General features: G+C 56.0%; 24 protein-coding genes. 8 read left to right on the top strand and 16 right to left on the bottom strand.

The window, feature by feature from the left end; translation table 11 throughout:
• The first annotated feature begins 98 nt into the window (after positions 1-98).
• Complete coding sequence (locus CVV65_RS15020) at positions 99-1,091, top strand: P1 family peptidase (RefSeq protein ID WP_198592055.1); 993 nt, start codon at positions 99-101, stop codon at positions 1,089-1,091.
• Positions 1,092-1,592: 501 nt separating this feature from the next.
• Here CVV65_RS15020 and CVV65_RS15015 read toward each other — a convergent pair.
• The 3 genes from CVV65_RS15015 to CVV65_RS15005 are packed head-to-tail and all read right to left on the bottom strand — an operon-like array spanning position 1,593 to position 4,951.
• Positions 1,593-2,897, bottom strand: coding sequence for an MFS transporter (locus CVV65_RS15015; protein ID WP_100668829.1), 1,305 nt, complete (start codon positions 2,895-2,897; stop codon positions 1,593-1,595).
• A 21-nt stretch (positions 2,898-2,918) separates the two neighbouring features.
• A complete protein-coding gene (locus CVV65_RS15010) occupies positions 2,919-4,106 on the bottom strand; it encodes a CaiB/BaiF CoA transferase family protein (protein WP_100668828.1) in 1,188 nt (395 codons plus the stop codon).
• A complete protein-coding gene (locus CVV65_RS15005) occupies positions 4,106-4,951 on the bottom strand; it encodes an enoyl-CoA hydratase/isomerase family protein (RefSeq protein ID WP_157935551.1) in 846 nt (281 codons plus the stop codon). Before CVV65_RS15005 ends, CVV65_RS15010 begins: the two co-directional genes overlap by 1 nt.
• A 172-nt stretch (positions 4,952-5,123) precedes the next feature.
• On the opposite strand from CVV65_RS15005, the gene CVV65_RS16820 reads away from it, so the two are divergent.
• Positions 5,124-5,267 carry a hypothetical protein gene (locus tag CVV65_RS16820; protein WP_157935550.1) on the top strand — a complete coding sequence of 48 codons (144 nt, stop codon included), beginning with the start codon at positions 5,124-5,126 and terminating at the stop codon, positions 5,265-5,267.
• Between the two features lie 243 nt (positions 5,268-5,510).
• Here the strand turns inward: CVV65_RS16820 and CVV65_RS14995 are convergent, their stop codons facing one another.
• The gene (locus CVV65_RS14995) at positions 5,511-6,191 is read right to left on the bottom strand and encodes a GntR family transcriptional regulator (protein ID WP_100668826.1); all 681 of its coding nucleotides are present in this window, start codon (positions 6,189-6,191) and stop codon (positions 5,511-5,513) included.
• A 109-nt stretch (positions 6,192-6,300) separates the two neighbouring features.
• Between CVV65_RS14995 and CVV65_RS14990 the strand changes: the two genes are divergently transcribed.
• Both CVV65_RS14990 and CVV65_RS14985 read left to right on the top strand, forming a co-directional pair.
• Positions 6,301-7,143, top strand: a complete 843-nt coding sequence (locus tag CVV65_RS14990; protein WP_100668825.1) for a P-loop NTPase family protein — start codon at positions 6,301-6,303, stop codon at positions 7,141-7,143.
• 230 nt (positions 7,144-7,373) lie between these two features.
• The gene (locus CVV65_RS14985; protein ID WP_100668824.1) at positions 7,374-8,357 is read left to right on the top strand and encodes a DMT family transporter; all 984 of its coding nucleotides are present in this window, start codon (positions 7,374-7,376) and stop codon (positions 8,355-8,357) included.
• A gap of 126 nt (positions 8,358-8,483) precedes the next feature.
• Here CVV65_RS14985 and CVV65_RS17485 read toward each other — a convergent pair whose 3' ends face one another.
• The 11 genes from CVV65_RS17485 to CVV65_RS14930 form a co-directional block, all read right to left on the bottom strand.
• Positions 8,484-8,663 (bottom strand): type II toxin-antitoxin system RelE family toxin, encoded by a 180-nt coding sequence (locus tag CVV65_RS17485; RefSeq protein WP_407928408.1) that lies wholly within the window; start codon positions 8,661-8,663, stop codon positions 8,484-8,486.
• Between the two features lie 69 nt (positions 8,664-8,732).
• Complete coding sequence (locus tag CVV65_RS14975) at positions 8,733-8,987, bottom strand: hypothetical protein (RefSeq protein ID WP_100668823.1); 255 nt, start codon at positions 8,985-8,987, stop codon at positions 8,733-8,735.
• A 216-nt stretch (positions 8,988-9,203) separates the two neighbouring features.
• Complete coding sequence (locus tag CVV65_RS14970; protein WP_100668822.1) at positions 9,204-10,871, bottom strand: acyl-CoA synthetase; 1,668 nt, start codon at positions 10,869-10,871, stop codon at positions 9,204-9,206.
• A 48-nt stretch (positions 10,872-10,919) separates the two neighbouring features.
• Entirely contained in the window at positions 10,920-11,663 is a 744-nt protein-coding gene (locus tag CVV65_RS14965) for an ABC transporter ATP-binding protein (RefSeq protein WP_100668821.1), read from the bottom strand.
• Between the two features lie 4 nt (positions 11,664-11,667).
• A complete protein-coding gene (locus CVV65_RS14960; protein WP_198592054.1) occupies positions 11,668-12,390 on the bottom strand; it encodes an ABC transporter ATP-binding protein in 723 nt (240 codons plus the stop codon).
• A gap of 43 nt (positions 12,391-12,433) precedes the next feature.
• Positions 12,434-13,417, bottom strand: coding sequence for a branched-chain amino acid ABC transporter permease (locus CVV65_RS14955; protein ID WP_100668819.1), 984 nt, complete (start codon positions 13,415-13,417; stop codon positions 12,434-12,436).
• Positions 13,418-14,281: a branched-chain amino acid ABC transporter permease gene (locus CVV65_RS14950; protein ID WP_100668818.1), complete on the bottom strand. Its 864-nt coding sequence runs from the start codon at positions 14,279-14,281 to the stop codon at positions 13,418-13,420.
• Positions 14,282-14,320: 39 nt separating this feature from the next.
• On the bottom strand, positions 14,321-15,571 hold the full coding sequence (locus CVV65_RS14945; protein ID WP_157935549.1) for an ABC transporter substrate-binding protein: 1,251 nt from the start codon (positions 15,569-15,571) through the stop codon (positions 14,321-14,323).
• 103 nt (positions 15,572-15,674) lie between these two features.
• Positions 15,675-16,820 (bottom strand): CaiB/BaiF CoA transferase family protein, encoded by a 1,146-nt coding sequence (locus CVV65_RS14940; protein ID WP_269148828.1) that lies wholly within the window; start codon positions 16,818-16,820, stop codon positions 15,675-15,677.
• A 194-nt stretch (positions 16,821-17,014) separates the two neighbouring features.
• The gene (locus CVV65_RS14935; protein ID WP_232796642.1) at positions 17,015-18,421 is read right to left on the bottom strand and encodes a sigma-54 interaction domain-containing protein; all 1,407 of its coding nucleotides are present in this window, start codon (positions 18,419-18,421) and stop codon (positions 17,015-17,017) included.
• A 26-nt stretch (positions 18,422-18,447) separates the two neighbouring features.
• Positions 18,448-19,098: a class II aldolase/adducin family protein gene (locus CVV65_RS14930; RefSeq protein ID WP_100668815.1), complete on the bottom strand. Its 651-nt coding sequence runs from the start codon at positions 19,096-19,098 to the stop codon at positions 18,448-18,450.
• Positions 19,099-19,555: 457 nt separating this feature from the next.
• Between CVV65_RS14930 and CVV65_RS14925 the strand changes: the two genes are divergently transcribed.
• From CVV65_RS14925 to CVV65_RS14910, 4 genes are read left to right on the top strand one after another with little or no spacing between them, the layout of a single operon-like run.
• Positions 19,556-20,896 carry an APC family permease gene (locus tag CVV65_RS14925; RefSeq protein ID WP_100668814.1) on the top strand — a complete coding sequence of 447 codons (1,341 nt, stop codon included), beginning with the start codon at positions 19,556-19,558 and terminating at the stop codon, positions 20,894-20,896.
• A gap of 31 nt (positions 20,897-20,927) precedes the next feature.
• Entirely contained in the window at positions 20,928-21,827 is a 900-nt protein-coding gene (locus tag CVV65_RS14920) for a carbon-nitrogen hydrolase (protein ID WP_100668813.1), read from the top strand.
• Positions 21,796-23,409, top strand: coding sequence for an amidohydrolase (locus tag CVV65_RS14915; RefSeq protein WP_100668812.1), 1,614 nt, complete (start codon positions 21,796-21,798; stop codon positions 23,407-23,409). Before CVV65_RS14920 ends, CVV65_RS14915 begins: the two co-directional genes overlap by 32 nt.
• 11 nt (positions 23,410-23,420) lie before the next feature.
• Entirely contained in the window at positions 23,421-24,224 is an 804-nt protein-coding gene (locus CVV65_RS14910; RefSeq protein WP_100668811.1) for a carbon-nitrogen hydrolase family protein, read from the top strand.
• 9 nt (positions 24,225-24,233) lie between these two features.
• Here CVV65_RS14910 and CVV65_RS14905 read toward each other — a convergent pair whose 3' ends face one another.
• Complete coding sequence (locus CVV65_RS14905) at positions 24,234-26,279, bottom strand: PucR family transcriptional regulator (protein ID WP_100668810.1); 2,046 nt, start codon at positions 26,277-26,279, stop codon at positions 24,234-24,236.
• Positions 26,280-26,580 lie beyond the last annotated feature (301 nt).

Genomic DNA, 26,580 nt, shown 5'->3' with positions numbered 1-26,580 from the left:
ATGACCGACCCAAGGGGTGCACCAAGGCTCCTGGTGGCAGGAAGGAATCTCCCGCCTTCAGGCGGAGAGGAGATCAACGGTGTGGGGGTGACACGAAGGTGAGGGAGAACGGAGACGGTCCGGGAGCGACGTCGGACGGGGTGCAGCGGGCGGCATGGTTTCCCCTGCCCGGTGTACGGATCGGACACGCCCACGATCTGAGGGCGAGGACCGGCTGTACGGTGATCCTCACTCCGGAGGGGGCGGCTGCCGGTGTGGATGTGCGCGGGTCTGCGCCGGGCACCCGGGAAACGGATTTGCTCGACCCGGTGAATCTGGTGCAGGAGGTGCACGGGGTGCTTCTCGCCGGGGGCAGCGCCTTCGGTTTGGCGGCGGCGGACGGGGTGATGCGTTACCTGGAGGAGCGGGGATACGGCCTGGATGTCGGGGTGGGGCGGGTCCCCATTGTGCCCGGTGCGGTGCTGTTTGATTTGGCCGTGGGAGACGGTTCCCGCCGGCCGGATGCGGTGATGGGTTATGCGGCGTGCGAGGCGGCCCGGGAGGTCCCCGAACGGGGGCGGGTCGGGGCTGGAGCCGGCGCCACGGTGGGGAAGGCGCTGGGCCACCTGCGCGCCATGGACGGCGGGCTGGGGACAGCTGCCGTGCGATTGCCCGGGGGCCTCGTCGTTGCGGCGGTGGTGGCGGTGAATGCCGTGGGACACGTTGTGGACCCCGCCACCGGGGAGATTCTCGCCGGGCCCCTGGGGGAAGACGGGAAGCCCTTGGACACACTGGCGGTGTGGAGCACAGGGCCGGGTTTCGGGGTCCTGCTGCCGGGGACGAACACCACCATCGGGGTTGTGGTGACCAACGCCCGGATGAGCAAAGTCCAGGCGAAGAAGGTGGCGGCCATGGCTCATGACGGCTTGGCCCGGGTGATCCGACCGGCCCACACCATGTATGACGGGGATGCGCTGTTTGCTCTGGCCGTCGGCGGCGTGACCGCACCGCTGGATCTGGTCGGTGCGTGGGCGGCCGAGACGGTGGCGGCGGCCGTCCTCGACGGGGTCCGACAAGCGGCCGCGATCGGCGGAGCGGGCCGGGGCGATTGAATCGCGTTCCGGCCCGCTCGCCTATCCGCTTCCCTATTGCACCGAGGCGAGCCGGACAGAACGGATAGGTGAACCGTTTCTCGGGGACTCCCCCCCGAGGCCACTGCTGACCAAATGGAGCGTTTCACCTCTGATCATGAAGGGATCGCCTGGGTCGACGACCGCGGGTTCCGGGCCGAGCGCGGTCCCCCAGGCGGCACAGATCGGAAAGCCGGGCGCGGGCGAATACACCCGCCGCCCGGCCTCCTACCTCAATTCATCCGGCAGTCATGTGGAGTTCGCCGTGGAGGAACCGAGATCGCCGATTCACCTGCGTAATCGGGCCTTCCGGTTGGGGGTATTTTCTTGCACTCCCCGAACACCAGCTCTGCCTCACTCTCCGGGAACTGGCGAATTTGCCCGACGTGGGCGATACGGTATTTTCCTGTCCGCACCTCAGCGGACAAACAAGTCTGCGTGCCTGTTAGCCGTGCAAGCCCTGGTCAAGTGCGATCTGCTTTTTTAAACCGGCAGCTCCTTATCAATCTCCACCTTTGCCCGTTCCCTCATCATGGCCGTGGCGATGATGGTGATGACGGCATTGACGACGATGTACACGCTGATCGAGTACCCAGTTCCGTATGTGTGGAGCAGCCAGGTGGCGATGAGGGGTGCCGGGCCGCCCGCCACCACCGAAGCCAACTGATAGCCGATGGAGGCTCCGCTGTACCGCAGATTGGTCGGAAAATGTTCCGCGATAAAGGCCGCCTGGGGGCCATACAGGGCGTCGTGGGGGATCATGGACACAATGATGGCCAAGAAGACCAACGCCGGGATTCTCGTGTCGAGCAGGCCAAAGTACGGGAACGCGTACAACAACACCAGCACGGCACCAGCCATATACATATTTTTCCGCCCCACCACATCGGACAAATGACCGAAAAAGGGAATGGTAAACAACGACAAGATCCCCGCGGTCGTGGTCGCCAGGGTGAGAAAACCCTCGCCAAACCCCAGGGTTGTTTTCCCATAACTCAGAACAAAGGAGATAAAAATATAGAAAGGCGCCTGTTCAGCCATGCGGATCAGGGCGGAAAGGACAATCTCCTTGGGATGCCGCCGGATCACTTCCACGACGGGAACCGCAATGACCTTCCGCTCCTCGACGACTTTCTGGAAATACGGGGTTTCCATGACTCGCAGGCGGATAAACAGACCGATGGCCACGAGCACCAAACTCAGCAAAAAGGGAATCCGCCACCCCCAGGTGAGAAATCCCGGGCCAGAAATGGCGATAAACAGAGCCACCGTCCCGGAGGAGAGCACCAGGCCCAAGGGCACCCCCATCTGCGGCCAGGACGCCATCAGTCCCCGGCGCCGCTGGTTGCCCCACTCCATGGACAGCAACACCGACCCGCCCCATTCCCCGCCGACCCCGATGCCCTGCAACATCCGCAGTACCGTGAGCAGGATGGGGGCCCAGAGGCCGATGGACGTGTAGGTCGGCAGGATCCCGATGATGGCGCTGCTCACGCCCATCAGCCCCAAGGTGATGATCAACGTCGCTTTCCGCCCGAGGCGATCCCCGTAATGGCCGAAGATCGCCGCACCGATGGGACGCGCGGCGAAACCCAACGCATAGGTGGTAAATGATTGCAATGTTCCGACGTATACATCTGATTTTGGAAAAAACAGATAAGGAAAGGCCAAAGCGGCCACTGTCCCGTAGAGGAAAAAATCATACCACTCGATGGCCGTGCCAATGGTGCTGGCAATGGCCGCCCGCCGAACTTGGGTGCTGCGGGCGGCATCCGCGATTTGGGACATCGATGACAACCCCCTCTCTCCTTACTTTCTCGCGCTTTCGGCAACCATCTGTTCAATTTCTCTTTCTGAAAATCCCAAGCCTCCGAGGATCTCCCGGGAATGCTCCCCCAGAGCTGGCGGCGGTGCGATCTCGCGCCCTTGCCGGTTCTGATGCAGAAAATGGATCGGCACGCCAATAGTTCGAAACTCACCGATTTTTTTATGATGAAACATTCGGATCATATTTCGCGCCAAAAGCTGTGGGTCGGTGTAGAGCTCGGACAATCGATAAATCGGGCCTGCCGGGATTCGGCGACTCCGAAACAGTCCGACCCATTCCGCCGTAGTTCGCGATTGAAACAAGGGTTGCAGCAGCTCCACCAGCTCTTGCCGGTTCTGGACCCGCCGGGAGTTGGTACAGAAGCGCGGATCTTCCATCCATTCCGGGTGCCCCATCGCCTCGCAAAATCTCCTCCACATCTCATCGTTCCCCACAGCAACATTAAAATAACCGTCTTTAGAGGAAAAACTCTGGTATGGTGCAATATTCGGATGGACGTTGCCGACGGGCGCCGGATCTTCTCCCGTGGCGAAAAAATTCGCCGCCACGTAGGTTTGCCACGAAATCACTGCATCGAGGAGGGACACGTCGATCCATTGCGCCCCCACCTTCTCCCGATTTAACAAGGCTGTCAGAATGCCAATGATCGCCCACATCCCGGCGCCGATGTCCGCGACGGAAAAGCCCACCTTGGTGGGCGGCCCGCCCGGCTGCCCGGTGGCGCTCATGATTCCGCCCATCCCCTGGGCGATGAGATCATACCCCGGATCGTCCCGGTACGGCCCGGTTTGACCGAATCCAGAAATCGAAGCGAGAATGATCCGGGGATTGATTCGCCTCAGGACTTCGAAGCCAAATCCAAGCCGCTCCAGCGTCCCGGGACGGAAATTTTCCACCACGACATCCGCCCGGCGAATCAGCCTTTTGAGCGCTTCCTTACCGAGGGGCGTTTTGATATCAAGCACCACACTCCGCTTGTTCCGGTTGACACTGAGATAATAGGCACTTTCCCCTTTCACGAAGGGCGGGCCCCACCTTCGCGTGTCGTCTCCCCCGGGGGGTTCGACCTTAATCACTTCGGCCCCCATGTCGGCAAAATACATCGTGCAAAACGGGCCGCTCAGGATTCTTGTCAGGTCGACGATGGTCAAACCCGCTAAATCGGTCATCATCCATCCCCCCTCGGTGTATCCGCGCAGGTTTTGACCGCGTCTGGCCTCCTTTCAAAGCGGTGTGCCCGTTTTGCGGCAAAGGCGGAAACGGCCGGGAAAAAATCGGGCCCGTACACCCAGTTGCGGCCGCGGCGGTTTTCTGCTTGTTCCATTTCCTCCATCTGGGCTTCGGCGATGACTTTTCGCACACTTTCTTTCATGGCCAGTACTGAAGCGCGGGATTGACGAAGAATGGTCCGCACCATGCGGATCGTGTGGTCTGTCAGGTGCTCGGGCGGAACCACGTCGTTCAGAATTCCCATGGCCCGGGCCATGTCGGCATCGAGGATGCGTCCGGTGAACACCAGATCTTTTGCTGCAGATGGCCCAAGTTCCCGCAGGATGCGGCGGACAAAGGGCGGCTGCAGGGTGATGCCGAGCTTGCCGACGGGGATCCCGAGCTTGGCGCGGGATGTCCCCAGCCGCAGATCGCAGGCGAGGGTCAGCACAAAGGCGGCCCCATAGGCTCCACCATCGATGGTCGCAAGAGTCGGAATGGGTAACGATTCCACCGCTGCAATGGTATTTTCCATCAGCTCAAAGGCTTGGTTCACCTCCGCTTCCGTGAGGGAGGCGAACTCCTTGAGGTCGCTGCCCGACGAAAAATCTCCCCCGGCTCCGCGAATGACCAGGAGGCGGGTTTTGGCCGGCAAATGTCGCACCCAGTCCCCGAGGGTCGCCCAGGCCGAACGGTTGAGGGCATTCTTTCGGTGGGGCCGCTTGATCGTCAGAACCGCCACCGGCCCGGTGAGCTGCAGCCAAACTGCCGACCCCGGCTCAAACTGGCGAACCGTTACCCTCATCTCTCTCACCTCCTTTTGAATAGGGACAAACGCGAATTGTCGATTGTCGACAATTTCTGTACCCAGTATAAAACAACCAATGCCCGACGTCAATGCAAGAATAGATCGATTCTGACAACGGAATTTTAGACTTATCGCCGTGTCTGTAACCATACGGAGGTCATCACATTTTATGGCGGGGGTGGTCGGTGTAGAACTTTCGAGCAATCAAAAGAAAGCGTATCGCAAAGCGGACCGGTACGGGACTTACGAGGCGAACGTTCGCCAGGATTATAACCACAAGACCAGCCACGCTTTGGTACTTTATTCACCCTAGGGTCAACTGGTGGCCTATACCGCATTAATCTTCAAGGGTTAGACAAGGCGTCATCATGCTGTCCGACATTCCTAAGCACAATGGTGTCGGGCTTCTCATAGTGGAACGTGATGCGAATGTCCATGCTGGCACTTACCTCAAACACACCTTCGTATCCCTTCATCTTAACACCAAGCGTTCAAATTGTCAAACGACTTTCGGGGGGAGAATCGTTTTTCTGCCGGTTGTGGCCGTTTGGAAGGATTAGAAACGCACCCGAAGCACTCGTTCCAATCCGTGTTGCACATTCTGGCTCAATAAAGCCTTTGCCTCGCGAAAATTGTGCTCCCGCATTGCCTCTACGATGGCCCGATGTTCACCGGTCGATCGGAACAGGTCCTCCTTGGTTCGAGTGGACAGCCGCGTCAAGGTGTTGAGGGGATACGTGGTTTGCCGGTACAAATTCCACAGGATGTCACTGCCGGCAAGTCGCATCAACAACCAGTGAAAATCGGCGTTATGGCGGGCGTAGGTTTTCGAATCCCCCGCTTCCGCCGCCTGGGCCATCCGTTCAAGGATCGGGTGAAACTCAGCTTCCCATTCCTCCTGCCAGCGTTCTGCAATCCTGTCCATGGCCAGGTTCTCCAACGCCAGACGGACTTCATAGAGGTCGCGGACCTCCTTTTCCGCGTAGGAGCGAACGATCGCCCCCCGGCGGGGCAGGCGCTCCACCAGTCCGTTGATCTGTAAAAGATACAGCGCTTCCCGCACCGGAGCTCGGCTCGTCTCAAACATGGCGGCGAGTTCTTCTTCTTTGAGCCTCTCCCCAGGCTTATACTGGCCTTGGAAGATCTGGACCACAATGTAGTCGGCGATCCGCATGGGCAAGGATTTTTTAAAATCTTCTTGTTCACGGCCGGGAAAAAGGAAGGGTGATTCGGGCATGGTACCACTCCCAAATAAGATGACAGGGTAAAAAAGGGTGTTGCTTCGATGATATCATACAGATAAATCCCTGTGCGGACAGATCATGGGCGGGGAAAGGAAGGATTTGATGAAAGTGTACGGGTTGGTGGGGCCGAGCGGATCGGGGAAAAGCCATCATGCGGCCCGCATTGCTGCAGAAGTGGGGGCCGATTGCATCATCGACGACGGTCTGCTGATTCGGCGCGGCCGCCCTCTGGCCGGGGCTTCGGCAAAATTTGAGTTCACCAAGCTCGGGGCGGCGCGCCGGGCGATTTTTGCAGACGATCTCCACCGGAAGGAGGTGGCCGAGGCGCTGAAGCAGCTCCAGCCATCGACTTGTCTGGTGCTTGGGACGTCGGAAAAGATGATCCGCCTGATCTGCAGCCGACTTGGCATCCGCGGGGAGATCGAATGGATTCCCATCGAGTCCGTGGTCAGCGTCCAACATCTCACTGAAGCCAGCGACCGGCGGAAACGAGGGATGCACGCCATTCCCGCCGTCGGGGCGAGGCTCTCTCGTGGGGCCGGCCGACGGTTAATCCAGGAGTTGGGAGAGCGGGTGTTGGGCACCGGAATCGCCGATTTGGGCCGAGCCAAGGTCCGGATCAGCCGGTCCCCAGACTCAGATCCGGACCTGACGGTGGTCTTCCCGTTATTTCACAATGGTGGAGTATTCATCCATCCGCGTGCGGTGGAACAGGGCATCCGGGCCGTCGTTCAAGAGGGCCACCCTTCCTTTCGGGTACGCGGGGTGGTTTATGTCAACCGCGAACCCCTCCATCTCGCGCTCCACGTGGTTTACAGAATAGGCCCCGATCTGCCCGCCAAGGCCACCCACCTGCTGCGAGCCCTAAAAACGTATCTTCAGGAACACCTCGGTTTTCCTTATGTCCGGCTCGATCTGGTGGTGGAGGCGGTAGACCCTGTCTGAAGCGTGGCTGCGGGGCGCAGCGCCGTTCGAGGGATGCGGTGGAAGAGAGCGTGTGAGCCGCGGTGGCACTCCCTGGCCGGGCCGTGGTACCATGGAAAAGGTGTGATTTTTCTCAATGGGGGTGATGGGAGAGATGGAACCGCCCTTTGAGCGAGACGTCCCAGTTGCCCTGCTCGGGTTGTAAGACCGGGCGGGGACCCGCCCGGATTTCCGGCGGGGAGGGGACGAGAATGAAAGGTTATGTCTACTTGTCGGTGGCGGCCGCCATTTGGGGCGGCATGTACGTGATCAGTAAAGTTGCGCTCGATGTGATTCCCGCTTTTGTACTGCTGTGGTTGCGATACGCGGTAGCCTTGGTCGTGCTGGCTCTCGTGCTCAAGGTCCGGCACCAGCCCTGGCCCCGGGATGGGCGGACTTGGCTGTGGTACGGGGCCGTGGGCGCGGTCGGCTACGCAGCGTCCATTGGGGCGCAGTTTCTCGGTACGGCGTGGACTTCCGCCCACCTCGGGGCACTTGTGACAACGTCCTCCCCGGTTTTTGCTGCTTTGATGGCCCGGTGGAGCGGCGAGCAAGTGGGGGGACGGGTTTGGACGGCGGTGATCATCGCCCTGGCCGGGGTGGGGCTGGTGGTTGGTGGAGATGTGATCCTTGGCTCTGCTACGCGGGCCGACGGTGGCTCAGCCGGTGCGACGGGGGCGGTAGCTTCATCGGAGTCTCCAGTGTTATTCTGGGCAGGAGTGGGCTGCCTGGTGGTGGCAGCGGCCACCTGGGCGGGAATGTCGGTGTTGGTCCAACGGGCGGAGTCTCGTTTGCCGGCGTCAGAATCCGATCCTCTCGTTTTGACGGCCGGGGCGCTGGTCACCGGGTGGGTGATGGTCACCCCGATTGCTTTCATGCAAGGAATGGCGGTCGGTTGGCCCTCCCTTTGGAGAATATTGACCACGCCAGCGGCTTTGGGCAGCGTTTTGTATCTCGGCCTGATTTCGACAGCCCTGGCTTTCTTTTTGTGGAATGCCGGGGTGCAGGCGGCATCGGCGGCCCGGGCCAACCTGTTCCTTGCCCTGCAGCCCGTGGTGGGCGGCCTGCTCGGCCACTGGATACTTGCCGAGCCTTTGAGGCAAACCTTCTGGATCGGCGGTGCCGCGGTGCTATTGGGGCTGCGGGTGGCGGCGGGAACCCAGCGCCGGGCGGATCGCGAGTTGAATCAGCGGTGAACCGTCTGCCCTGCAACGGACACGATTAGAAGCTTGGTACCTGAAAAAGCCGCCCGCGCTCCGCATGAGGGAGCGGGCGGCTGTCAACAATATGAGTCCTTCTAGCTACATGGTTGTTCGGGACGGTCAACGTGTATAAGCTCCACTGCGGGGTAAAACTCGAATCACTACAACGAGGTGCGACTTATGATTCAGGATGAACCGAACCCGCCAATTCCCGACCCGCAGGCGATATTCACCCTCGGCATTACCGAGCCTCCTGACATCTCCGCGCCCGGTCTCCGCAAATGTTTCGACGGTTGCGATGATTCTTGTTAGACTTGTCCAGCTTCTGCAAATCGCGTAAGGCTTGCCTAGACCAATTCACGGAATAAGTCATAGCCCGAGCTGACGCTTTAACGTATCGGTGGACAACGTCCTGCCCATGCGGACGTCCGCTTCGCCTTCTTGAACCGCCCGTTTCTCTTTCTCGGTCTGAGGCTCATCGTCGAGGGGCGCATTGGCGAGTGCCCGTTGCACCGGGTCGTCGGAAGCATCCGTGAACCTCTTCAAGTACCTCAAAACAGTTGGCAACTGGCTCTCCGGAATTTCATCAATTATGCGATGGATTTCCTCTCGGGTCACGTTCACCGTCATGTCCCCTTTTCATCGTTAGCGCGTACCTTACACGATGACGCAACTGCCTCTGCCATTCCCATTGTATCATAAACATTTGAGCGAAAGCTCACCTCAGGATGAGAACATGATTTCAGTTCTCGCCTGAAAAAGCCGCCCGCTCCCTCATGGGAGCGCGGGCGGCCTTCGACAACATCGGCCCCCTGGGGCAAGTTTATGCCGCTGCCCGCATCATCGGCGCTTCTTTGCTTCTTCTTGTTTTCTTAAGACCTGTCGCTGAATCTTTCCGGAAGGCGTCATGGGGAAACTCTCCACGAACTCGATCTCTCTCGGATATTCGTAAGCAGCCAGACGGGTCTTGACCCAATCTTGGAGCTCCCGGACCAGGGCCGGGCCGGCCTGGGAGGGACCGGACAATTTGATGAAGGCCTTCACGGCCTGGCCCCGGACGGGGTCCGGCGTCCCCACCACGGCGGCCATCAGCACGGAGGGGTGTTTGACGAGGACCTCCTCGATTTCCGCCGGCCCGATGCGATAACCTGCCGAGGAAATAATATCGTCGTCCCGGCCGATGAAGATAAAATTTCCGTTCTCATCTCTGTACCCCAGATCCCCGGTTCGGAGCCAGTCCCCTACAAACTTGCGGGCCGTGGCCTCCGGGCGTTTCCAATATTCGAGAAACATCACCGGATCCGGCCGGCGGACTGCGATCTCCCCCACTTCTCCCGGCGGAATTTCTGTGCCATTTTCGTCGATAATCCGCACCACGTGTCCGGGCACAGGCCGCCCGGCGGAGTTGGGCGTTGGGGGATAGAGCTTGCCCGCATTGGTCAACACGAGGTTGCATTCCGTTTGCCCGTAGAATTCGTTGATGGTGAGGCCCAGTGCTTCCCGGCCCCACTCCATGGTCTGCTCGCCGAGGGGCTCGCCGCCGCTGGCCACGGTGCGGAGGTCGAGATTCCAGCGGTCGCGGGGGTTTGTGACTCCCCGCATCATTTTGAGGGCCGTGGGAGGGAAAAAGACATTTCTCACTCCCCATTTGGCCACCAGGGCGAAGGCCTCTTCCGGGTCGAACTTTGGCATGCGCCGGGCGAGAACCGGGACCCCCCAGTACAGGGCCGGAAAGAGGACATCGTACATCCCCCCGATCCACGCCCAGTCTGCCGGTGTCCAAATAAAATCCCCCGGGGCGGGCATCAAATCGTGGGACAGACTCACGCCGGGCAGGTGGCCCAAGAGCATGCGGTGGGCGTGCAGGGCGCCTTTCGGGGCCCCGGTGGTCCCCGAAGTATAGATGATGATCGCCGGGTCGTCGGCCCGGGTGGGGAAAACGTCGAATTCCGGGGAAGCGGCGGACAGAAGGTCCCCCCAAAATGTTGTCCCGGGTACCCGGCCGTCTGTGACGATGATTCGTTTCAGGCCGGGCATCTCGGTCTGGTGGTCCATCACCACACCGACGTGTTCGTGATCAGTGATCAGCACCTTGGCTTCGCTGTCATTGAGTCGATAGACAAAAGCTTCGGGGCCGAACAACGTGAACAATGGCACCACGATGGCACCGAGTTTATAAGCCGCGATATGGGCGATGGGGAGCTCCGGGCATTGCGACAAAAACACGGCGACTCGATCTCCGCGATCCACGCCCAAACCGCGGAGTGCATTGGCCAGGCGATTGGACGTTTGCTCCATCTCCCAGAATGTCCATTTTTCGTGGTGACCGTCGCCCCGGTCGTAGACCAGCGCCAGCTGGCCTCTTTTTGACGCATGCCGGGTGCACACTTCTTGTCCAATGTTGAAACGTTCCGGCACATCCCACACAAACTTGCGGTCAATCTCCTCATAAGACATCGGGTGCGCTGAAGTTGTGGCCCAAAAATCATCTCGGTAGTACGACAGCATAGGTGCACACACCCTTTCGGCTTCAGCTTTCAGTCCTGTACCATGACCCTACACGCCCAAGTAAAGCAGTGCCTCTTCACTGTCGGATAAATCGGTCACGTCTCCGCTCAATTGAACCGCGCCCTTATTCAGGATATAGGCCCGCTCGCTGAGGGAAAAAGCGAACTTGGAGTTTTGTTCGGCCAACAAGATGCCAACTCCCGTTTGTGCCAGCGCCGCGATCCGATTGTGCAACTCTTTGACAACAAGCGGCGCCAGGCCTTCCGTGGGTTCATCCAGCAATAAAATTATAGGATTCGCCAAAAAAGCACAAGCCATCTTAAGCATCTGATTTTGGCCGCCGGAGAGGACCCCGGCGGCGACATGGAGCCGCTCTTTCAGAGCGGGGAAGATTTCAAATACCCGGTCAAAAGCCTCGGAAGCATCTTTTTTCTTTCGGTGGCCCCGACCTTCCACGGCAACCTGCAGGCACTCTCTTACGGTCAGCTGGGCAAAGGAGCGCCGCCCGCTCGGCACGTACACCACGCCCTGCCGGGCGATCTGGTAGGCTGGCAAATGGGTCAGTTCCCGCTCCGCCAACTTTATGTGCCCTCGAACCTGGGGAATTAAACCCGCAATCGCCCGCAGGGTCGTGGTTTTGCCGACGCCGTTGCGACCCAGAAGCGCCACCACTTCCCCGGAATGAACCTGCAGAGAGACTCCGTGCAGAATGTGGCTCTGACCGTAATAAGCGTGCAGATTCTCGACTTGCAAAACAGTTTGATCCTGTGCGGATGACGCTGAACCGGCCATGATGTCACTCTCCCAAATAAGCTCGCTGGACAGCAGGGTTCTCACGGATTTCTTGGGGTGTACCCCGGGCGAGAACCCGACCGGCTTCCATCACGGTGATTCGGTCTGCCAGGCCGAACACCACTTCCATGTCATGTTCGGATAATACCACCGTCAGTCCTTGGGCCGCGACGATTCGCCGAACCAATTCCACGGTTTGCTGGGTTTCGTAGGGCGACATCCCGGCAGTCGGCTCGTCCAGCAGAAGAACCTTCGGCGAAGTGGCCAAGGCCAAGGCGATTTCCAGGGCCCGTTGGTCACCGTGGGACAAGGCGCCTGCAGGAAATCCGTGGTGTTCCGTCAGATTCACCAAGGAGAGCAACTGTTCCGCTTCCTTCCGTACAGATCGCTCACTTAGCCCCCACACGCGATAGGTGTGGCGGTTTGCCGTATGTACGGCAGACAGAACGTTTTCAAGGACCGTCAGGCTTGGGAAAATATTGGTGGTTTGAAAGGCCCGGCCAATTCCAAGACGGGCGACCTTATGCGGCTTTTGTCCCGCGATATCGACGTTGTCCAGATAGATATGCCCGCTCGTGGGTTTCATGTGGCCGCTCAAAACATTAAAAACCGTCGTTTTCCCGGCGCCGTTTGGCCCAATAATGGCCATCACTTCCCCGTGACGCACCTCAAAGCTGACATCATCGACAGCCGGGAAAGTCCCAAAGTATTTTTTGATGTGTTCCACTTTTAACCGTATCCCTGAATCAGAGGGGTGATGGGCCATCGCTCTACCCCCGTTTCATCCATAGCTGCCGGATTTGAGACAATGCCCGAGAAGCGCCGCCCGGGTACAGCAGAACGAACCCGAGGACGATCAGGCCGACAAACAGCGGCCAGTGTTGGGTTTCGGTGCCCACCCACATTTGCAAAATCGTGTATATGAACGCACCGACGATGGGTCCTATGAAGGATCCCATGCCGCCCAGCACCGACATCAAAATCGGAACTCCCGAGGCTTCCCAGTTCAACATCGCCGGATAGGCATGTTGTTGGTACACAATGAACAACGCTCCCGCGAGTCCGCAAAAAAATCCACTGATCACAAAGGCCGCAAGCTGGACCGAGAACACGTTGACGCCCAGAGCTTGGGAACGAGTCCGGTTGTCGCGAATGGCCCGAAGGGTGAGCCCAAAGGGAGTGCGCCGAATCCACCATAACACCACGGTTCCGAGAGTGCCCACGATTAAGATAAACTCGTAAGAAGAAACGGGATTCCTCAGATAGTCCGGCAACGGAATGCCGAAAATCCCCGTATCACCCTGGGTGAAAGAATAAAACTGAATGCTCAGCGAGTAAAACAACTGTGAAAATCCCAGTGTCAATAACGCGAAATAGAACTCCCGAGCCCGAAGGGACAGGGCTCCAATGATTAAAGCTACGATTGCCGCAATGAACGGAGCCAACACAAACCCGATTTCGAAGGGCGACCGATTGTGCATCCACAGCAAACCGATGGTGTAGGCGCCCGTCCCGTAGAACACCGCTTGTCCAAAGCTCACCAACCCGGCGTCGCGAACGAGGAAATTCGTGGCCAGGGCGAACAGCGCCGCAACCAAGGCACTTTCCACGATCAGTGTCATTTCAAGCGTCATCATAAAAGGAACGCCTGCCAAGATCAGAAAGACAATCAGGGAAAACCACCCGGCCAATCTGGTCTTGGGTGTTTCCACCGCCTGCGTTGACTCCGCACGGACTTTCGCTTCGTTCGCCATCTACGCCTCAGCCTTTCCAAAGATGCCTGTCGGCCGAATGATCAAAACCAGAATCATCACGAGATACGGAGCCAATGCCGCCACCTCTGGCGCAATCAGGTTCCCAAGGGATTGAAACAACCCGATGACTAAAGCCCCGAGAGCAGTTCCCCAGATGCTTCCCAGGCCCCCGATCACCGAAACGATGAAAGCCTCCATGACAATCTGAGCGTCCATTCCGGGGCCCAACGAGGTGGACGGTGCCACCAGTGCGCCCCCTAGGGCGGCCAAAAAGGTCCCCAGGGCAAATACCTGGGTGTAGAGTCGCTTCACATTTACGCCAAGGGTATAGATGAGCTCCGTGTCCTGGACCGCTGCCCGGATGATCCTGCCAAGGGGTGTAAACTTCAGCAAAAGCCAGAGTAACGCCGCGATGACAAGGGCCGCACCGATGAGGAACGCGTTGTAAAAGGGAAAAGACTGTCCGCCGATGGCGAAACTCCCGCTTAGACCCCCGGGGATACTCCCTGTTACATTGTTGGGGCCCCACACGATCAAGGTGACCTCTTCAAGCACGAGCATAAGCCCCCAGGTCGCCAGGAGCTGGAAGAGATGTTCACTTTGGTATAAGCGTCGTAAAACGAACATCTCGATGACGATTCCGAGCACACTAACCAGTACTGCGGCCAAAATCAGGGCGATGACAAATCCGGTGGCGCGCATCGTGAGCCCGGCAAAGGCGAGGGTGACCAGATATGCCCCGATCATATAAAAGGTACCATGGGCCATGTTAATAATTCGCATGGTTCCAAAGACCAGACTGAGTCCCGCGGAGACGATGAACAGAATGGCTGCCGTTGAAAGTCCCGTCAAGATGGAAACCATGGTGTCGACTCCTTCACGTCCTTATTGGCCGATGCCGATCTATTGTGCTGACGTCGAGGGTGCGGGAGCATTCATGATTTGGCTCGGAGGAAAGTACTTGATCTCCTCCCAGATCGCAAAGGGATACTTGTCCGTTTTTGCAATATGTCCAACCCATTCCCCGACTTCCGCCTGATGATCGCTTTTGCGGATCGTGATCGGGCCCCGTATCGTGTCGATAGTGGCTCCGGCGATGGCATCCGCCACTTTGTCGGCGTCAAAGGTTCCGGCTTTCTGAACGCCGTAGGCCCAGGTTTGCACGGCGGTGTATGCCAAAATGGCGTAGGAATTCGGATAATCTCCGTACTGTTTATGATATTTATCGACAAAATCCTTCACGCCGGGGGTGTCGATGGCAAAGAAGGGAGCCCGGGCGTATCCCCATGCCCCGACGGGAGCATCGTTCCCCAACGTTTGGAGTACAGTGGGGCCCATCTGGCTGACGAAGGCGGTTTTTTGAAATAGGCCAAAGCCGATGGCCTGTTTTGCAAAGGTGGCGAGATCCCCGCCGTAAAGGGGGCTGAAAACGACGTCCGGCTTTGCGGCCAAAACCGCGCTGATGTCGCTGTTATAATCGGTGGTGCCGAGTTGCGGCCACTGTTGGGCGACGACCTGATAGTCAACGCCTTCGTCTTTCAGTGTCTGTAAGAAATGGTTGACGGTGTCCCGGCCATAGGAATAGTTGGGGGAAATGGTCGCAATTCTCTTCCACCCTTTTTCTTTGATGAATAGGGCCACGGCCGTTGCCTCCATGTTCGTATTCGGAACAACTTGGAAGGCGTACTTCGTGAACCCCTTCGTGGTCAAGTTGATGTCGTTGCTCGTATGGAAGAAGACCAGTGTCTTGTTCTGAGCCGCCACCGACTCAATGGCCGCAGCGCTTGCGCTGGACACGGGTCCAAAGATTGCCACAACGTGATCGTTGAGGATGGCGGTTTGAGCATATTGTGAAGCAAGATTGGGTTTGGCGTTATCGTCGAATTTCTCCAATTCAATTTTTTTGCCGAGCAAGCCTCCTTTGGCATTAATTTCGTCAATTGCCATTTTTTCAGCGTTATATCCGGGTATCCCGAGGGGCGCAGTAGAAGTCGTAAATGAAGTGATGGCCGCCACCTTGACGGTGTCGCCTCCTCCCCCGGCACTGCCGCCGGAACTGCCGCTGTTGGTCGGTGTATTTGCGGCGGTGTTGCAACCGGCGAGTACGAGAGAAACTAACGCTAGGGTTGAAAGAAGCGGGCGTTTTTTTATCATCGAATGACCTCCGATCTGTATTTTTGTATTCATATAGAAAATCTGGCGACAATGATGTTTGACAGATGCTTTCCTTGATGATCACCCCCCTATCATTGTTGCCTCAACGACCTTCCAGCCAAGTTCTGAGGACCTCATCCGTAGCATTTCCCAAAACGGGTGGTCCCGTCATTTCCCCGCCGTATTTCTTCCACGGTGAGGTCGGCCAGGAGAGCAGCCCCATGGTCGGGTGTCTCGCGGTAATGCGGGGCACTTTGCTCATCGCCCATTTTGTCGCCGCCGAGGACACCGATTCTACAATGGCCACCGGCAAGTTGGCCCTTGTAAACGTATTTTTCCAATGTTCGGCTGTGCGGGTGACCAACTCTTTTTCAATCGACTCGTGTAAATGCCTTCTGTCCGCCACCCGTGCTTCGTTGGTCGCCCATTCACTCTTCTGCGGCCACTCCGGATGGCCCAGGGCGTGGGCCAAACGTCGAAATTGTTGATCATCCACAGCTCCCAGGATGAGTGGGCGATCCATCGTTGAAAACATTTCATAGGGGGCGATGTTCGGGTGTTCGGTGCCAGCTGCTTTGTATTCGACATTTCCCGCCAAGTACATGAGCCAGGGGTGAGTCATGAGCAGCGCTGCCGTTTCTTCCAGGCTGACGGAGATATAGGCTCCCTCCCCGGTACGCTCTCTTTGCAAAAGCGCACTGTAGACGCAACTGACGGCCAGAAGACCGGTCATCATGTCAATTGCCGCAACTCCAAGGCGCACGGGCATACCGTCTTCCCCCGGGCCGGTAATGGACATCAGGCCCGATTCCGCCTCCAGCATGACTTCCAGGCCGGGGTCGTTCGCCCGGCGGGAAAATTCGGAATACCCGCGGATAGAGACGTAGATGAGCCCCGGGTGAACCTTGCGCAGCTCGGCGGCACCCAATCCGTATTTTTCTAGGGAACCTGGCCGAATGTTCTCAATAAGCACATCGGCGGCAAGCGCTAATTGCCGAACGATCCCAAGATCGTCCGGACGTTTAAGATCCAACTGAACACTTTTTTTTCCGCGGTTGAACGCGGCAAAATAAACACTTTCTCCTCCGATAAAGGGCGGGCCCCAGTGTCGCGTAGGGTCCCCGTCTGGTCTTTCCAATTTAACGACTTCGGCTCCGGCGTCTGCCAGTAACATCGTGGCGAAAGGCCCGGACAGGATCTGTGTGAAGTCCAAAATGCGTATTCCCCTTAAAACCGACAAGGTATTCACCCCATTGATTCATATTCCGAGTGGCATTATTAACACATGCAAAATTCATTCCCTTTCTTGGAGAGCCAAAGTCTATGCCTTTCAGCTGGGCCAATCTCATTTTTCTGCAGCACGGCTGTTGAGCCGTGATTTCTAGTTTTCTAGAAATAAGTATGTGTTTTTCTAAACAGATAGAAATATTGCGTTTGATCCGGTTAGGACTTGGGGGAGCTATTCATTTTGTTGTACAGAGTGGCCAAGGAGATCCCCAGTTCCTGAGCTGCCCGTTTCTTTGCCCCAGTACTGTTTCCGTATTTCTCTATGGTCGCTCTGATTGTCTCCAGTTCAAGTTCCCGGACTTTGGCCTTTAACGTACTTGATGGCTCCCTGACAGTTCCAAGGGTCCTGGGGATGGTGCTGGGCAAATCCTCTACCGTAATGGTCCAGTCGTTTGCCATACAGGTCGCATATTCGATGGCATTTTTAAGTTCTCGGACATTACCGGGCCAATCATAGGATTGTAAGACATTGATCGCTTCTTCACTGATCGAGTAACAAGGTTTTCCGGATTCGACCGTCGAATTTCCCAAAAAGAAATATATTAGAGGCAATAGATCTTCTTTTCGCTCTCTCAAGGGCGGAATGTGCAGGTTGACCACACTGAGTCGATAATACAGATCTTCTCGGAACCTGGACTTCCGGATGAGTTGATCCAAGTTCTTGTTGGTCGCCGCAATAATGCGGAGATTAACTGTTCGTTCCCGGGTCCCCCCCACCCGCCGTACAGTTTTTTCTTGAAGGACGCGCAACAGTTTGGCTTGGAGATGATAGGAAAGATCTCCGATTTCGTCGAGAAAGATTGTCCCGTGATCGGCAAGCTCGAATAGTCCGACTTTACCACCCCGTTTGGCGGCAGTAAAAGCTCCTTCTTCGTAACCGAATAATTCACTTTCCAAAAGCTCATTTGGTATCGCCGAGCAGTTGACAGGTACAAAAGGTCCATTGGCGCGGGTACTCTTGTTATGGATTGCTTGGGCAAATAGTTCCTTGCCAGTCCCGCTTTCGCCAGTAATGAGTACGGGCAGGTCCGTTTCTGCGGCTTTGCGCGCCATTGTAACGGTGGTGCGCAGCCCTCCTTCTTTTCCGATAATATCTTCAAATGTATACCGGGCTTTGGCCATGGACCCGATAGTCTTCTCGAGGATATCCACTTTCTCCTTGTGTTTTTTTAATTGTTGGTATAGGGCATGTACCTCTGTCATCGCCTTGCTGATCGACACGGCACCGACCACCTTGCCATCGATGATGATCGGCGCCATGTCCACGACGTATTCTACCCCTCCTTCACTGCGAAACACACCCGACCGACTGTGTCCGTCCTGCAGGACGGACACAAGCTGGGCACCGGGCCGAACATCGAGCAAGGGCCTGCCAATGATTTCATCTGGTCGGACACCGGTTATTTTCGTATATTCAGGGTTGACCATTCTGACGATTCCGGCGCTATCGATGACAAGAATCCCATCGTTAATCGAGGCAATAATTGCCTGAAGCCATTCTAAAGGGTGAGTCGTCACGATGGAATCTAGGCGATGAGATGGTTGGCGGGAGGATTTTGACACAAGCACTCCCCCTTGTTGCGAAGAATTTATCGTTGTCCATATGTTTTAAACTTCTCCGCCACCCGGCGGATTTCCTCGTCCGGCAGGATATTCGGTGAGCCGATGGACCTGGCGCGATAGTAAAGCTCCGCCAGATATTCCACCGTTTCAGCGTGGTGAAGGGCTTCATCCAGATGGCCGCCTACCGTAATGACGCCGTGGTTTTGAAGAAGGATCGCCCGCCGCTCGGGCGAGATGAGTTCGGCGGCGTTTGCGGCCAGATCCTCGGAACCGTAAGTGGCGTATTTTGCCACTGGAATATCCGTTCCCATCCCTGCAATGACGTAGTGGACGGCGGGGATGGCCTCGTTCAATACGGCGAAAGTGGTGGCGAACATCGAATGGGTGTGCACTACGGCTCCGGCCCAAGGGTGGTTGTGGTAGATGCGGGTGTGAAGGGGCGTCTCACTAGAAGGCTTTCGGTTTCCTTCCACGACGGAGCCTTGCAGGTTGACCTCCACCATGTCCGAAGGGGTGAGGCCGTCATAGGGGATGCCGGTTGGGGTGATGAGAAACCGGTTGGTTCCCGGAATCCGAAGACTGACATTGCCGGTTGTCCCCGGGACCAGGCCCCGAGCTGCCAAACGGTGGGCCGCGGCGAGCAAAGCGTTTCGAAATTCTTGGATGTTCTCGGGCATGGAATTCACTCCTTAGTCGGGGAGGGTGCTATTTTCACTTAAACGAGCACCACAGTGGATATTCAGTCGTGTCCTAACCAACTTACAGTTCATCTTACTTGCCAGCCTGAGCATAAACAAGAACTCGGCATCTCGTATAAGTCACGTACAGCGTAATAGTCCTGAAAATGGCAGATTATCGCTCATTGAGCAAGGGGGTCAACGCTTAGTTATTCCGCTAACCTTACATGGACTCATCCACAAAATCATATATTATGCAGATGCGCATAAAACACACTGTGTGTAGAAGCTGTGGTGGCGCAAAAGTCTGGGTTACCGTCTGTAACATGCCGGCACGTTTCTTGCATTCTATCCTAGATATCTATAGCACGGAAGGAGGAAGTCGAAGGAGATTCCCAAACCTAGGTTTTTATCATACTAGCAGAACTCTGTGCATTTTTGGGAAGGGAGAAGCGATATGAATTCGGAGGTTCGTTTGCACCGAAGCTTGACTCTTTGGCCAGTGGTTCTCTTTGGATTGGCTTATATGGTTCCAATGACGGTATTCTCGACTTACGGCGTGGTCGCCCAGACAACCCATGGGCAAGTCGCTGCTTCTTACGTAGTGGCACTTGTTGGTATGTTTTTTACCGCGTTAAGTTATGGGAAAATGGTCAGGGCCTATCCGTTTTCAGGCTCGGCATATACGTATACCCAAAAATCAATGAGCCCTCAGTTGGGTTTCCTGGTAGGTTGGGCTGTTCTCATGGACTACTTATTCCTCCCCATGATTAACTATTTATTGGCTGGTATCTTTCTATCTGCAGCACTTCCGGGGGTACCAGCCTGGATATGGATTATTTTATTCAATCTCCTTGCCACTGTGATCAATATCCTGGGGCTACGCTTGGCCAAAAACGTGAATCTCTTATTGATCCTGTTTCAGGTTCTGATCATGATTATTTTTGTTGGCCTGTCGATCAGAGGGCTGCTTTCGGGTCAGGGTGCGGGAACCCTGTTGTCCACACTACCTTTTAATAATCCTGATGGTACCTTTTCCATGATCCTGGCTGGAGCATCAATCCTTTGTCTTTCTTTCCTCGGCTTTGATGCAGTCTCTACGTTTACCGAGGAAACCATTGAACCTTCAACAACTATCCCCAAGGGCATTCTCTTGGTAACAATGATTGGCGGCATAATGTTCATTATCGTGTCTTATTTTACTCAACTCGTATACCCCGACTATAACTCGTTTACTAATCCGGATGCTGCTGCGTTTGACATTGCGCGTTTTATCGGGGGCAATCTTTTCGCCTCAATTTTTATTGCCGGTTATGTGGTAGGATGTTTTGCCTCAGCATTGTCCGCCCAGGCGAGCGTGGCGAGATTGCTCTATGCCATGGGCAGGGACGGGGTATTGCCGAAAAAGGTTTTTGGTTATATTCACCCCACTTATCGCACCCCGATGTTCAACCTCTTATTGGTGACGCTATTTTCTTTGACCGCTTTGGTACTTGATCTCGTAACTGCTGTTTCTTTTATCAATTTTGGGGCACTGGTTGCTTTTACCTTCGTAAACCTATCTGTGATTGCGCATTATTTTGTGAGAGAAAAAAAGCGAACTCTTAAGGACATTCCTAGTTACTTAATCCTGCCGTTAATCGGTGCCATCGTCACGTTCTGGTTGTGGACGAGTCTAGACAAACATGCCATTTTGCTTGGGGCCGTGTGGGCTATTTGTGGCATCCTTTATTTGGCGGTGTTGACGAAAATGTTTCGTCTACGTCCTCCTGAATTTGATTTTAGCGAGATGGATTGAAAAAGAGTTCATATCTTGAGGAGGGCAAGTCATGCGTGCCGTTACAATGGGATTGATTCAGTTACACTGCACACCAGATCCGGAAGCGAATATAGAACGTACTATCTCAGCAATTCAGGATGCAGCTACTAAAGGTGCTCAAATTGTATGCCTGCAGGAGTTGTTTCATTTGCAATATTTCCCGCAGCGGGTTGCTATGGAAAACTATAATTTAGCTCAGCCGACTGACGGGCCTCTGCTCGAACGTATGGGACGTGTAGCGGCGGAACTCGGGATTGTTTTAATCGTTCCCTTTTACGAGCGGGCGGGGAAGGGAATGTATTTCAACAGTGCGGCGGTGTTCGACGCCGACGGAACGATGCTTGGAGTCACTCGAAAAAACCACATACCAGAAAGTCCACAGTATTACGAGAAGTATTATTTTTCTCCAGGAAACACAGGATACCCTGTTTACGCCACTCAATACGGGGTGATTGGCGTAGGGATTTGTTGGGATGAGTGGTTCCCGGAGGTGAGCCGGATACTGGCCTTACGAGGGGCAGAAATTTTATTCTTCCCATCCGCAATTGGGTCAGAGCCAGAACACCCACATATTTCTACTAAAAGAGCCTGGGAAAAGGCTATTTCAGCCCAGGGGATTTACAATGGTGTTTTTGTGGCGGCTGTAAACCGAGTGGGACAAGAAGATCAAATGACTTTCTACGGAGGTTCATTTGTGAGCGATCCCTTCGGTGAGATAAAAGAATCATTAAGTGACCAAGAGGGTTTGCTTTTATGTACTGTCGATCTTACGGATATAAGTTTTGCACGTAATCTTTTACAGTTTTTACGAGATCGTCGAGTCGAGACGTACCAGCCACTCTTAGAACTTGAGAATTTCCAGGCGGGAGGCAAAGTCCATGCGAAAGGCAGATTGGATTCTAGAAAGTGAGGCATTGTTTACAGGAATGACCGCAGGTCCCGAGCCCGGCTGTGTAGCAGTCGGGGGTGATCGCATCTTAGCTGTAGGGTCACTCTCTGAGGTTCGAGACCTTCGCGGTCCTAACACGAAGGTCTTCCGATTCGGGAACCAACTGATCATGCCGGGGTTTCATGATTTTCATTTGCATGTTGTATTGGGCAGTCTATGTCTGGAAACGGTAGATTTAACCTCGGCCACGTCTGAGGAGGAGGCGGCCCTTATGGTCAAACGGTTCGCAGATACGCGACCTGACGATCCGTGGGTTCTCGGTTGGGGATGGTACCATACTTTTTGGAACTCTAAGCGTTTACCACATCGTTCCACCTTGGACCGACTGATTCCAGATCGTCCAGTGTTTTTGTTCAACGCCGAATTTCACGGTGCTTGGCTTAACACTAAGGGATTAGAAGTGGTGGGGATTACCAAAGAAACTCCTGACCCGCCCTTTGGTCGGATTGAACGGGAACCTGATGGGAGTCCGTCGGGCTTTTTGTATGAAACGGCTATGGGTCTAGCGAAAGAAGCATTGAGCTTGTCGAAATCCAGGCGCCGGAACCTCATTAAAGGCTTTTTGAAGGAATGCGCACGGCAAGGTGTTACATCTGTCCATGATATGTTTCCTTTGCCTGGTCTCAACCTGGGAGACCTAGAAACGTACGAGGAACTTGAACGATCGGGAGAATTGACCTCTCGTATTCATTTTTTGTCAGCTCTCGATGGAGATTTTGAGTGGCCGCAATATCTTAGACGGACATACCGATCTGATGTTTTGCAGTTTTCCGGTCTCAAACAATTCCTTGACGGTGTTCCCGTTACCTATACGGCGTATTTACTGAGTCCCTATTCAGATCGACCGGACATTTCGGGTCGCCCTTTGTTTCCCCCTGAGACTGTGAAAGAATGGACAGTTGCAGCCGATAAAGAGGGGTTTCGGGTTCGTTTTCACGCATGTGGAGATGGGGCCGTACGATTAGCACTTGATTGCTTTGAACTAGCAAGGGTAAAAAATGGTCGTAGAGATGCTAGGCACACCATTGAGCACATTGAGGTTATTCATCCAGCCGACCTACCGAGATTTGCTGAACTGGAAGTTATTGCCTCTATGCAACCTGAGCATCTGAGAGCTACCCCGTTCTTCGAAGACAACCCCTACAGGGTTCGCTATGCGGGTGAACGGGAACAGTATCTGTGGGCGATTCGTTCACTCAAGGAGCATGGTGCAAGGGTAGCATTGGGCAGCGATTTTCCTGTAGTTACTATTAATCCTTTCACAGAAATTTATCGTGCGGTGTCTCGATTGCATGATGACGGTCAGCCTGTAGGGGGCTGGAATCCAGAGCAAAAGCTTTCTGTGAATGAGGTTTTGACCGACTATACTGCGGGATCGGCATTCGCGGCGTTTCGCGAGAACGACTTGGGGACCCTGGAGCCAGGAAAAAGGGCTGACCTTGTAGTCCTGGATCGCAACCTCTTTGACATAGATCCAACTGAAATTCGCGATACGCGTGTAATTCTTACCATGATGAATGGGAGAATCGTTTATGAAGGGTAGGGGAACGTAACATGAAAGTGGCTTTGGTTCAAGAGGCTCCGATCTTAAACGATCCTGAGACAAATCTCGTTCTAATCGAAAACTACGTATCGGAAGCTGCAAAGGCGCAAACTGACCTCGTGATATTCCCGGAAATGTTTGTAACGGGGTACTCCATCTCGGCAGAATTTCGAGCTACTTACCGTCACGAACTTTATCTTGAATCTCTACAGGACATGGCAGGTACTTACAAGCTTTGGCTAGTTCTGGGGTATCCAGAACGGGCGGGTGACGGCCAACTGTATAACACAGCTGCCATAATCTCTCCGAAAGGAATCATCGGGCAGTATAGGAAGGTTCACCTCTTTGGGGCTGAGGTTACTATGTTTTCACCTGGTCATTCTTTTCCTGTCTTTGACACACCTTGGGGTCGTATGGGACTCCTAATCTGTTACGACATAGAGTTTCCTGAAGCCGCCCGAATCCTAGCTCTTCGCGGCGCCCAGTTGATCATTGTCCCAACGGCGAACATGATCCCGTGGCAACAATATCAGACTTTATATACTCGAGTAAGGGCGATGGAAAACGGGGTATTCGTTGCTGTGGCAAACCGTGTAGGGAAAGAAGGGCAAGTGACCTTTTGTGGAGGAAGTGCCCTGGCCGGACCGGACGGAAAGTGGGTTATTGAACCCGCCGATGAAAACGGGCTGTTAATCGGGGATATTGATCTTGCTATCTGTAGTGACATACCCCAAGAGGTACAATACCTATCACAACGCAGACCAGATGCGTACCTGCCGTTGATTGAAAGAACCTTATGGCCTCCCAAGGAATAGAGAACGTGTTTATTCGCCCCGCCCGGGGCTGCGGGCGGCGAGGAACCGGGCGGCATCGATGGCCACCTCCAGGGCGAGGCGCCGGGGCGGCTGGTTCCAACCGTCTCCCAGAAGTGCCGAAATCTGTTCCAACCTATAATAAAGGGTTTGCCGGTGAATGAACAGGGCTTGGGCGGTCTGTTGCTTAGACTGATTGCACGCGAAAAACATCCGGGCCGTTTCGACAAGCTCCGTTCCGTGTAAACGGTCGTGGGCAAGCAAGGAACCAATTTGGCCGTCTACGAACTCGGCCAAGGCACGTTCGTCCATTTGAAGGAATACTTGCCAGGTGTACAGGTCGTCGTAGGACAAAAACGAGATTCGGGGTTGGCCATTGTCCGCTTGACCTGCTACGCTTGCGGTGCTCTTCGATCCACTGGCTGCCAAAAGCCGCGGGCCGGGTATCGCCGAGGAGATGCCGAGAGGGTGACCGGAGCTGGGCATCTGGGCGGCCAGGGCATGGGTGGCCTGACGCCACGCCTCGGACACCTTCGCCGGGTGGAACACGATCCGACCGATCCCCACAACCCACTCCTGGCCGTCTCCAGCATTGCCGGAAGACAGTCGGCGCATAAGTTCCCTCAATGCCTCGCGAACCCTCATCATGACCTCGGGTTCCAAGCTCCTGGCCGGATCGCTGTCTCTTGCTGGCGGACTGGGAAACGAGTCCCGGGCGGGACGGGTGTGCGCCCTTCGGCTGCCCGTCAGCTCTGACGATTCCTGGACAAGGGTACCCGTACTCGAAACCACCGCACCCCGGGGACGTCCACCATTCCGCGTACCTTTTGTGCCCCCCGAGTCCGCCGTAGCCCGGGTATTCGCCGCGATCACAGCCCAGTGGTTTCCCACCGGGGACAACCAAGCGGTAAAACCATAATTTTGAAACACCCGGGGGAGAATTCGGGCGGCCCGGAGTAATAGGCGATCTTCCGGCGACCCTTCCAGGGAGTCCCTCAGCGCCTCCCCGGGTTCTTCTGCTTGCGTTCCTGGTGTGGCACTGCCCGGGTTGGGGGCCGTCGCAGCCTCTACCGCGCCTCCCCGGGGGAGAGGAAGGATCGCTGTCACGACCAGGGCAGTCTCCGGCCTCAGGTGTTTGGCCGCCGTTGCGGGCAGATGATCCACACCCCGGTGGAGCAGATCGTCCATCCACCGGCGCGTGGTTCGCAGGCGCCGCTCTTCCAGGGACATGCGGCGCAACAATTCTTGTGCGATGGCGGTGGCCGCCCGGTCCAGCACAAGATGCAAAAACTCCGTGGGTTTTCCTCGTACAACGACGCTTAACTCCCCGACCCGGGTGTCCATGGCCAGGATGGGTTGATAGAACACCCGAGGGCCCCGGGATTCCCCGGCGGCTTCCCCGGCCCCCGCAGCTTCGGTGTCGAGCGCTTCCCCCTGTCCCGGGCCGGTCCCTTCCGGGGTTCCGCTCGCCGAAGCCGCCATCTCCGCTTCGGCGTCTTCGGGGTACACCAACACCTCCCCATCCTCCTCTTGCAGTCGAACGGGGCAGCCGGTCTCTCGATACAGGAGTTCCAGAATTCGCCGCAACCCTTGGGGGCGCAGCGTCAATTGTAAAAATTGGCGGGAAATCCGTTCGAGTTCCACCAACTGGTCGTGGTGGCGGTTGATCAAATGGGCGTGGATGTCCTGGGTGATATCGATAAACCGGACGGGTCGCTCGAAAACGATAATGGGGAACCGGCTGGCATCGGCTAAAGAGCGCAAGCCTTCGGGCACTTCCGGAAAATACTTGCCGAGCTCGATGCACAGTCCGGAGACTCCTCTGTCGATCAATCCCCGCACATACTGGAAAGTCAGCGACTCGTCCCGGCCGAGTCCAACCCCTGTGGTGAGAATCAGTTCTTCGCCATGGAGCAACTCCGCGGCGTCGGTGACCTCCAGGACGTGCACCCAGCGCACCGGACGCTCCAACCCGTCCCTTCCGGCCACGAGTTTTGCGTCCTGAAAAATCGGACGTTGAAGAACATCTTTGACGCAAAAAGGCTTGCGGATGGCCATGGGCGCTCCCTCCAGTTTGACCTTACCAGACCGTAGGCCGGACGTCTATCCCAGAAAAAGGCCTACACGATTTTTGCCTTGGCGACCGGGGAACTGGAGGCGCCGGTGGATGTCGTCGGAGCCTTTGCCGCCGAGGTGGTGGCCCAGGCGATCCTGGACGCCCTGCCATGAGAGGAGGCACAGATTCGCCCGGCCGGGAGGTGGCTGGGCGGATTTTTTTGTCTCTTGATCCTCCCGAGCAGGAAAATGTCCAACATTCGCTGAATCATCTATCAAGACGCTCGTGGATCCAGCAGGAATC

This window comes from Kyrpidia spormannii (assembly GCF_002804065.1).
Classification (GTDB): domain Bacteria; phylum Bacillota; class Bacilli; order Kyrpidiales; family Kyrpidiaceae; genus Kyrpidia; species Kyrpidia spormannii.
Note: the sequence above shows the minus strand (reverse complement) of the source record. Positions and strands in the feature narration are given on the sequence as shown.

Coding starts and splice junctions, on each gene's coding strand:
- CVV65_RS16820 (WP_157935550.1), top strand. CDS start 5,124: ATGGCGGGGGTGGTCGGTGTAGAACTTTCGAGCAATCAAAAGAAAGCG.
- CVV65_RS15010 (WP_100668828.1), bottom strand. CDS start 4,106: ATGACCGATTTAGCGGGTTTGACCATCGTCGACCTGACAAGAATCCTG.
- CVV65_RS14995 (WP_100668826.1), bottom strand. CDS start 6,191: ATGCCCGAATCACCCTTCCTTTTTCCCGGCCGTGAACAAGAAGATTTT.
- CVV65_RS14945 (WP_157935549.1), bottom strand. CDS start 15,571: ATGATAAAAAAACGCCCGCTTCTTTCAACCCTAGCGTTAGTTTCTCTC.
- CVV65_RS14925 (WP_100668814.1), top strand. CDS start 19,556: ATGAATTCGGAGGTTCGTTTGCACCGAAGCTTGACTCTTTGGCCAGTG.
- CVV65_RS14970 (WP_100668822.1), bottom strand. CDS start 10,871: ATGCTGTCGTACTACCGAGATGATTTTTGGGCCACAACTTCAGCGCAC.
- CVV65_RS14920 (WP_100668813.1), top strand. CDS start 20,928: ATGCGTGCCGTTACAATGGGATTGATTCAGTTACACTGCACACCAGAT.
- CVV65_RS15015 (WP_100668829.1), bottom strand. CDS start 2,897: ATGTCCCAAATCGCGGATGCCGCCCGCAGCACCCAAGTTCGGCGGGCG.
- CVV65_RS14930 (WP_100668815.1), bottom strand. CDS start 19,098: ATGCCCGAGAACATCCAAGAATTTCGAAACGCTTTGCTCGCCGCGGCC.
- CVV65_RS14905 (WP_100668810.1), bottom strand. CDS start 26,279: ATGGCCATCCGCAAGCCTTTTTGCGTCAAAGATGTTCTTCAACGTCCG.
- CVV65_RS15005 (WP_157935551.1), bottom strand. CDS start 4,951: ATGAGGGTAACGGTTCGCCAGTTTGAGCCGGGGTCGGCAGTTTGGCTG.
- CVV65_RS14990 (WP_100668825.1), top strand. CDS start 6,301: ATGAAAGTGTACGGGTTGGTGGGGCCGAGCGGATCGGGGAAAAGCCAT.
- CVV65_RS14965 (WP_100668821.1), bottom strand. CDS start 11,663: ATGGCCGGTTCAGCGTCATCCGCACAGGATCAAACTGTTTTGCAAGTC.
- CVV65_RS14915 (WP_100668812.1), top strand. CDS start 21,796: ATGCGAAAGGCAGATTGGATTCTAGAAAGTGAGGCATTGTTTACAGGA.
- CVV65_RS14985 (WP_100668824.1), top strand. CDS start 7,374: ATGAAAGGTTATGTCTACTTGTCGGTGGCGGCCGCCATTTGGGGCGGC.
- CVV65_RS14950 (WP_100668818.1), bottom strand. CDS start 14,281: ATGGTTTCCATCTTGACGGGACTTTCAACGGCAGCCATTCTGTTCATC.
- CVV65_RS14955 (WP_100668819.1), bottom strand. CDS start 13,417: ATGGCGAACGAAGCGAAAGTCCGTGCGGAGTCAACGCAGGCGGTGGAA.
- CVV65_RS14910 (WP_100668811.1), top strand. CDS start 23,421: ATGAAAGTGGCTTTGGTTCAAGAGGCTCCGATCTTAAACGATCCTGAG.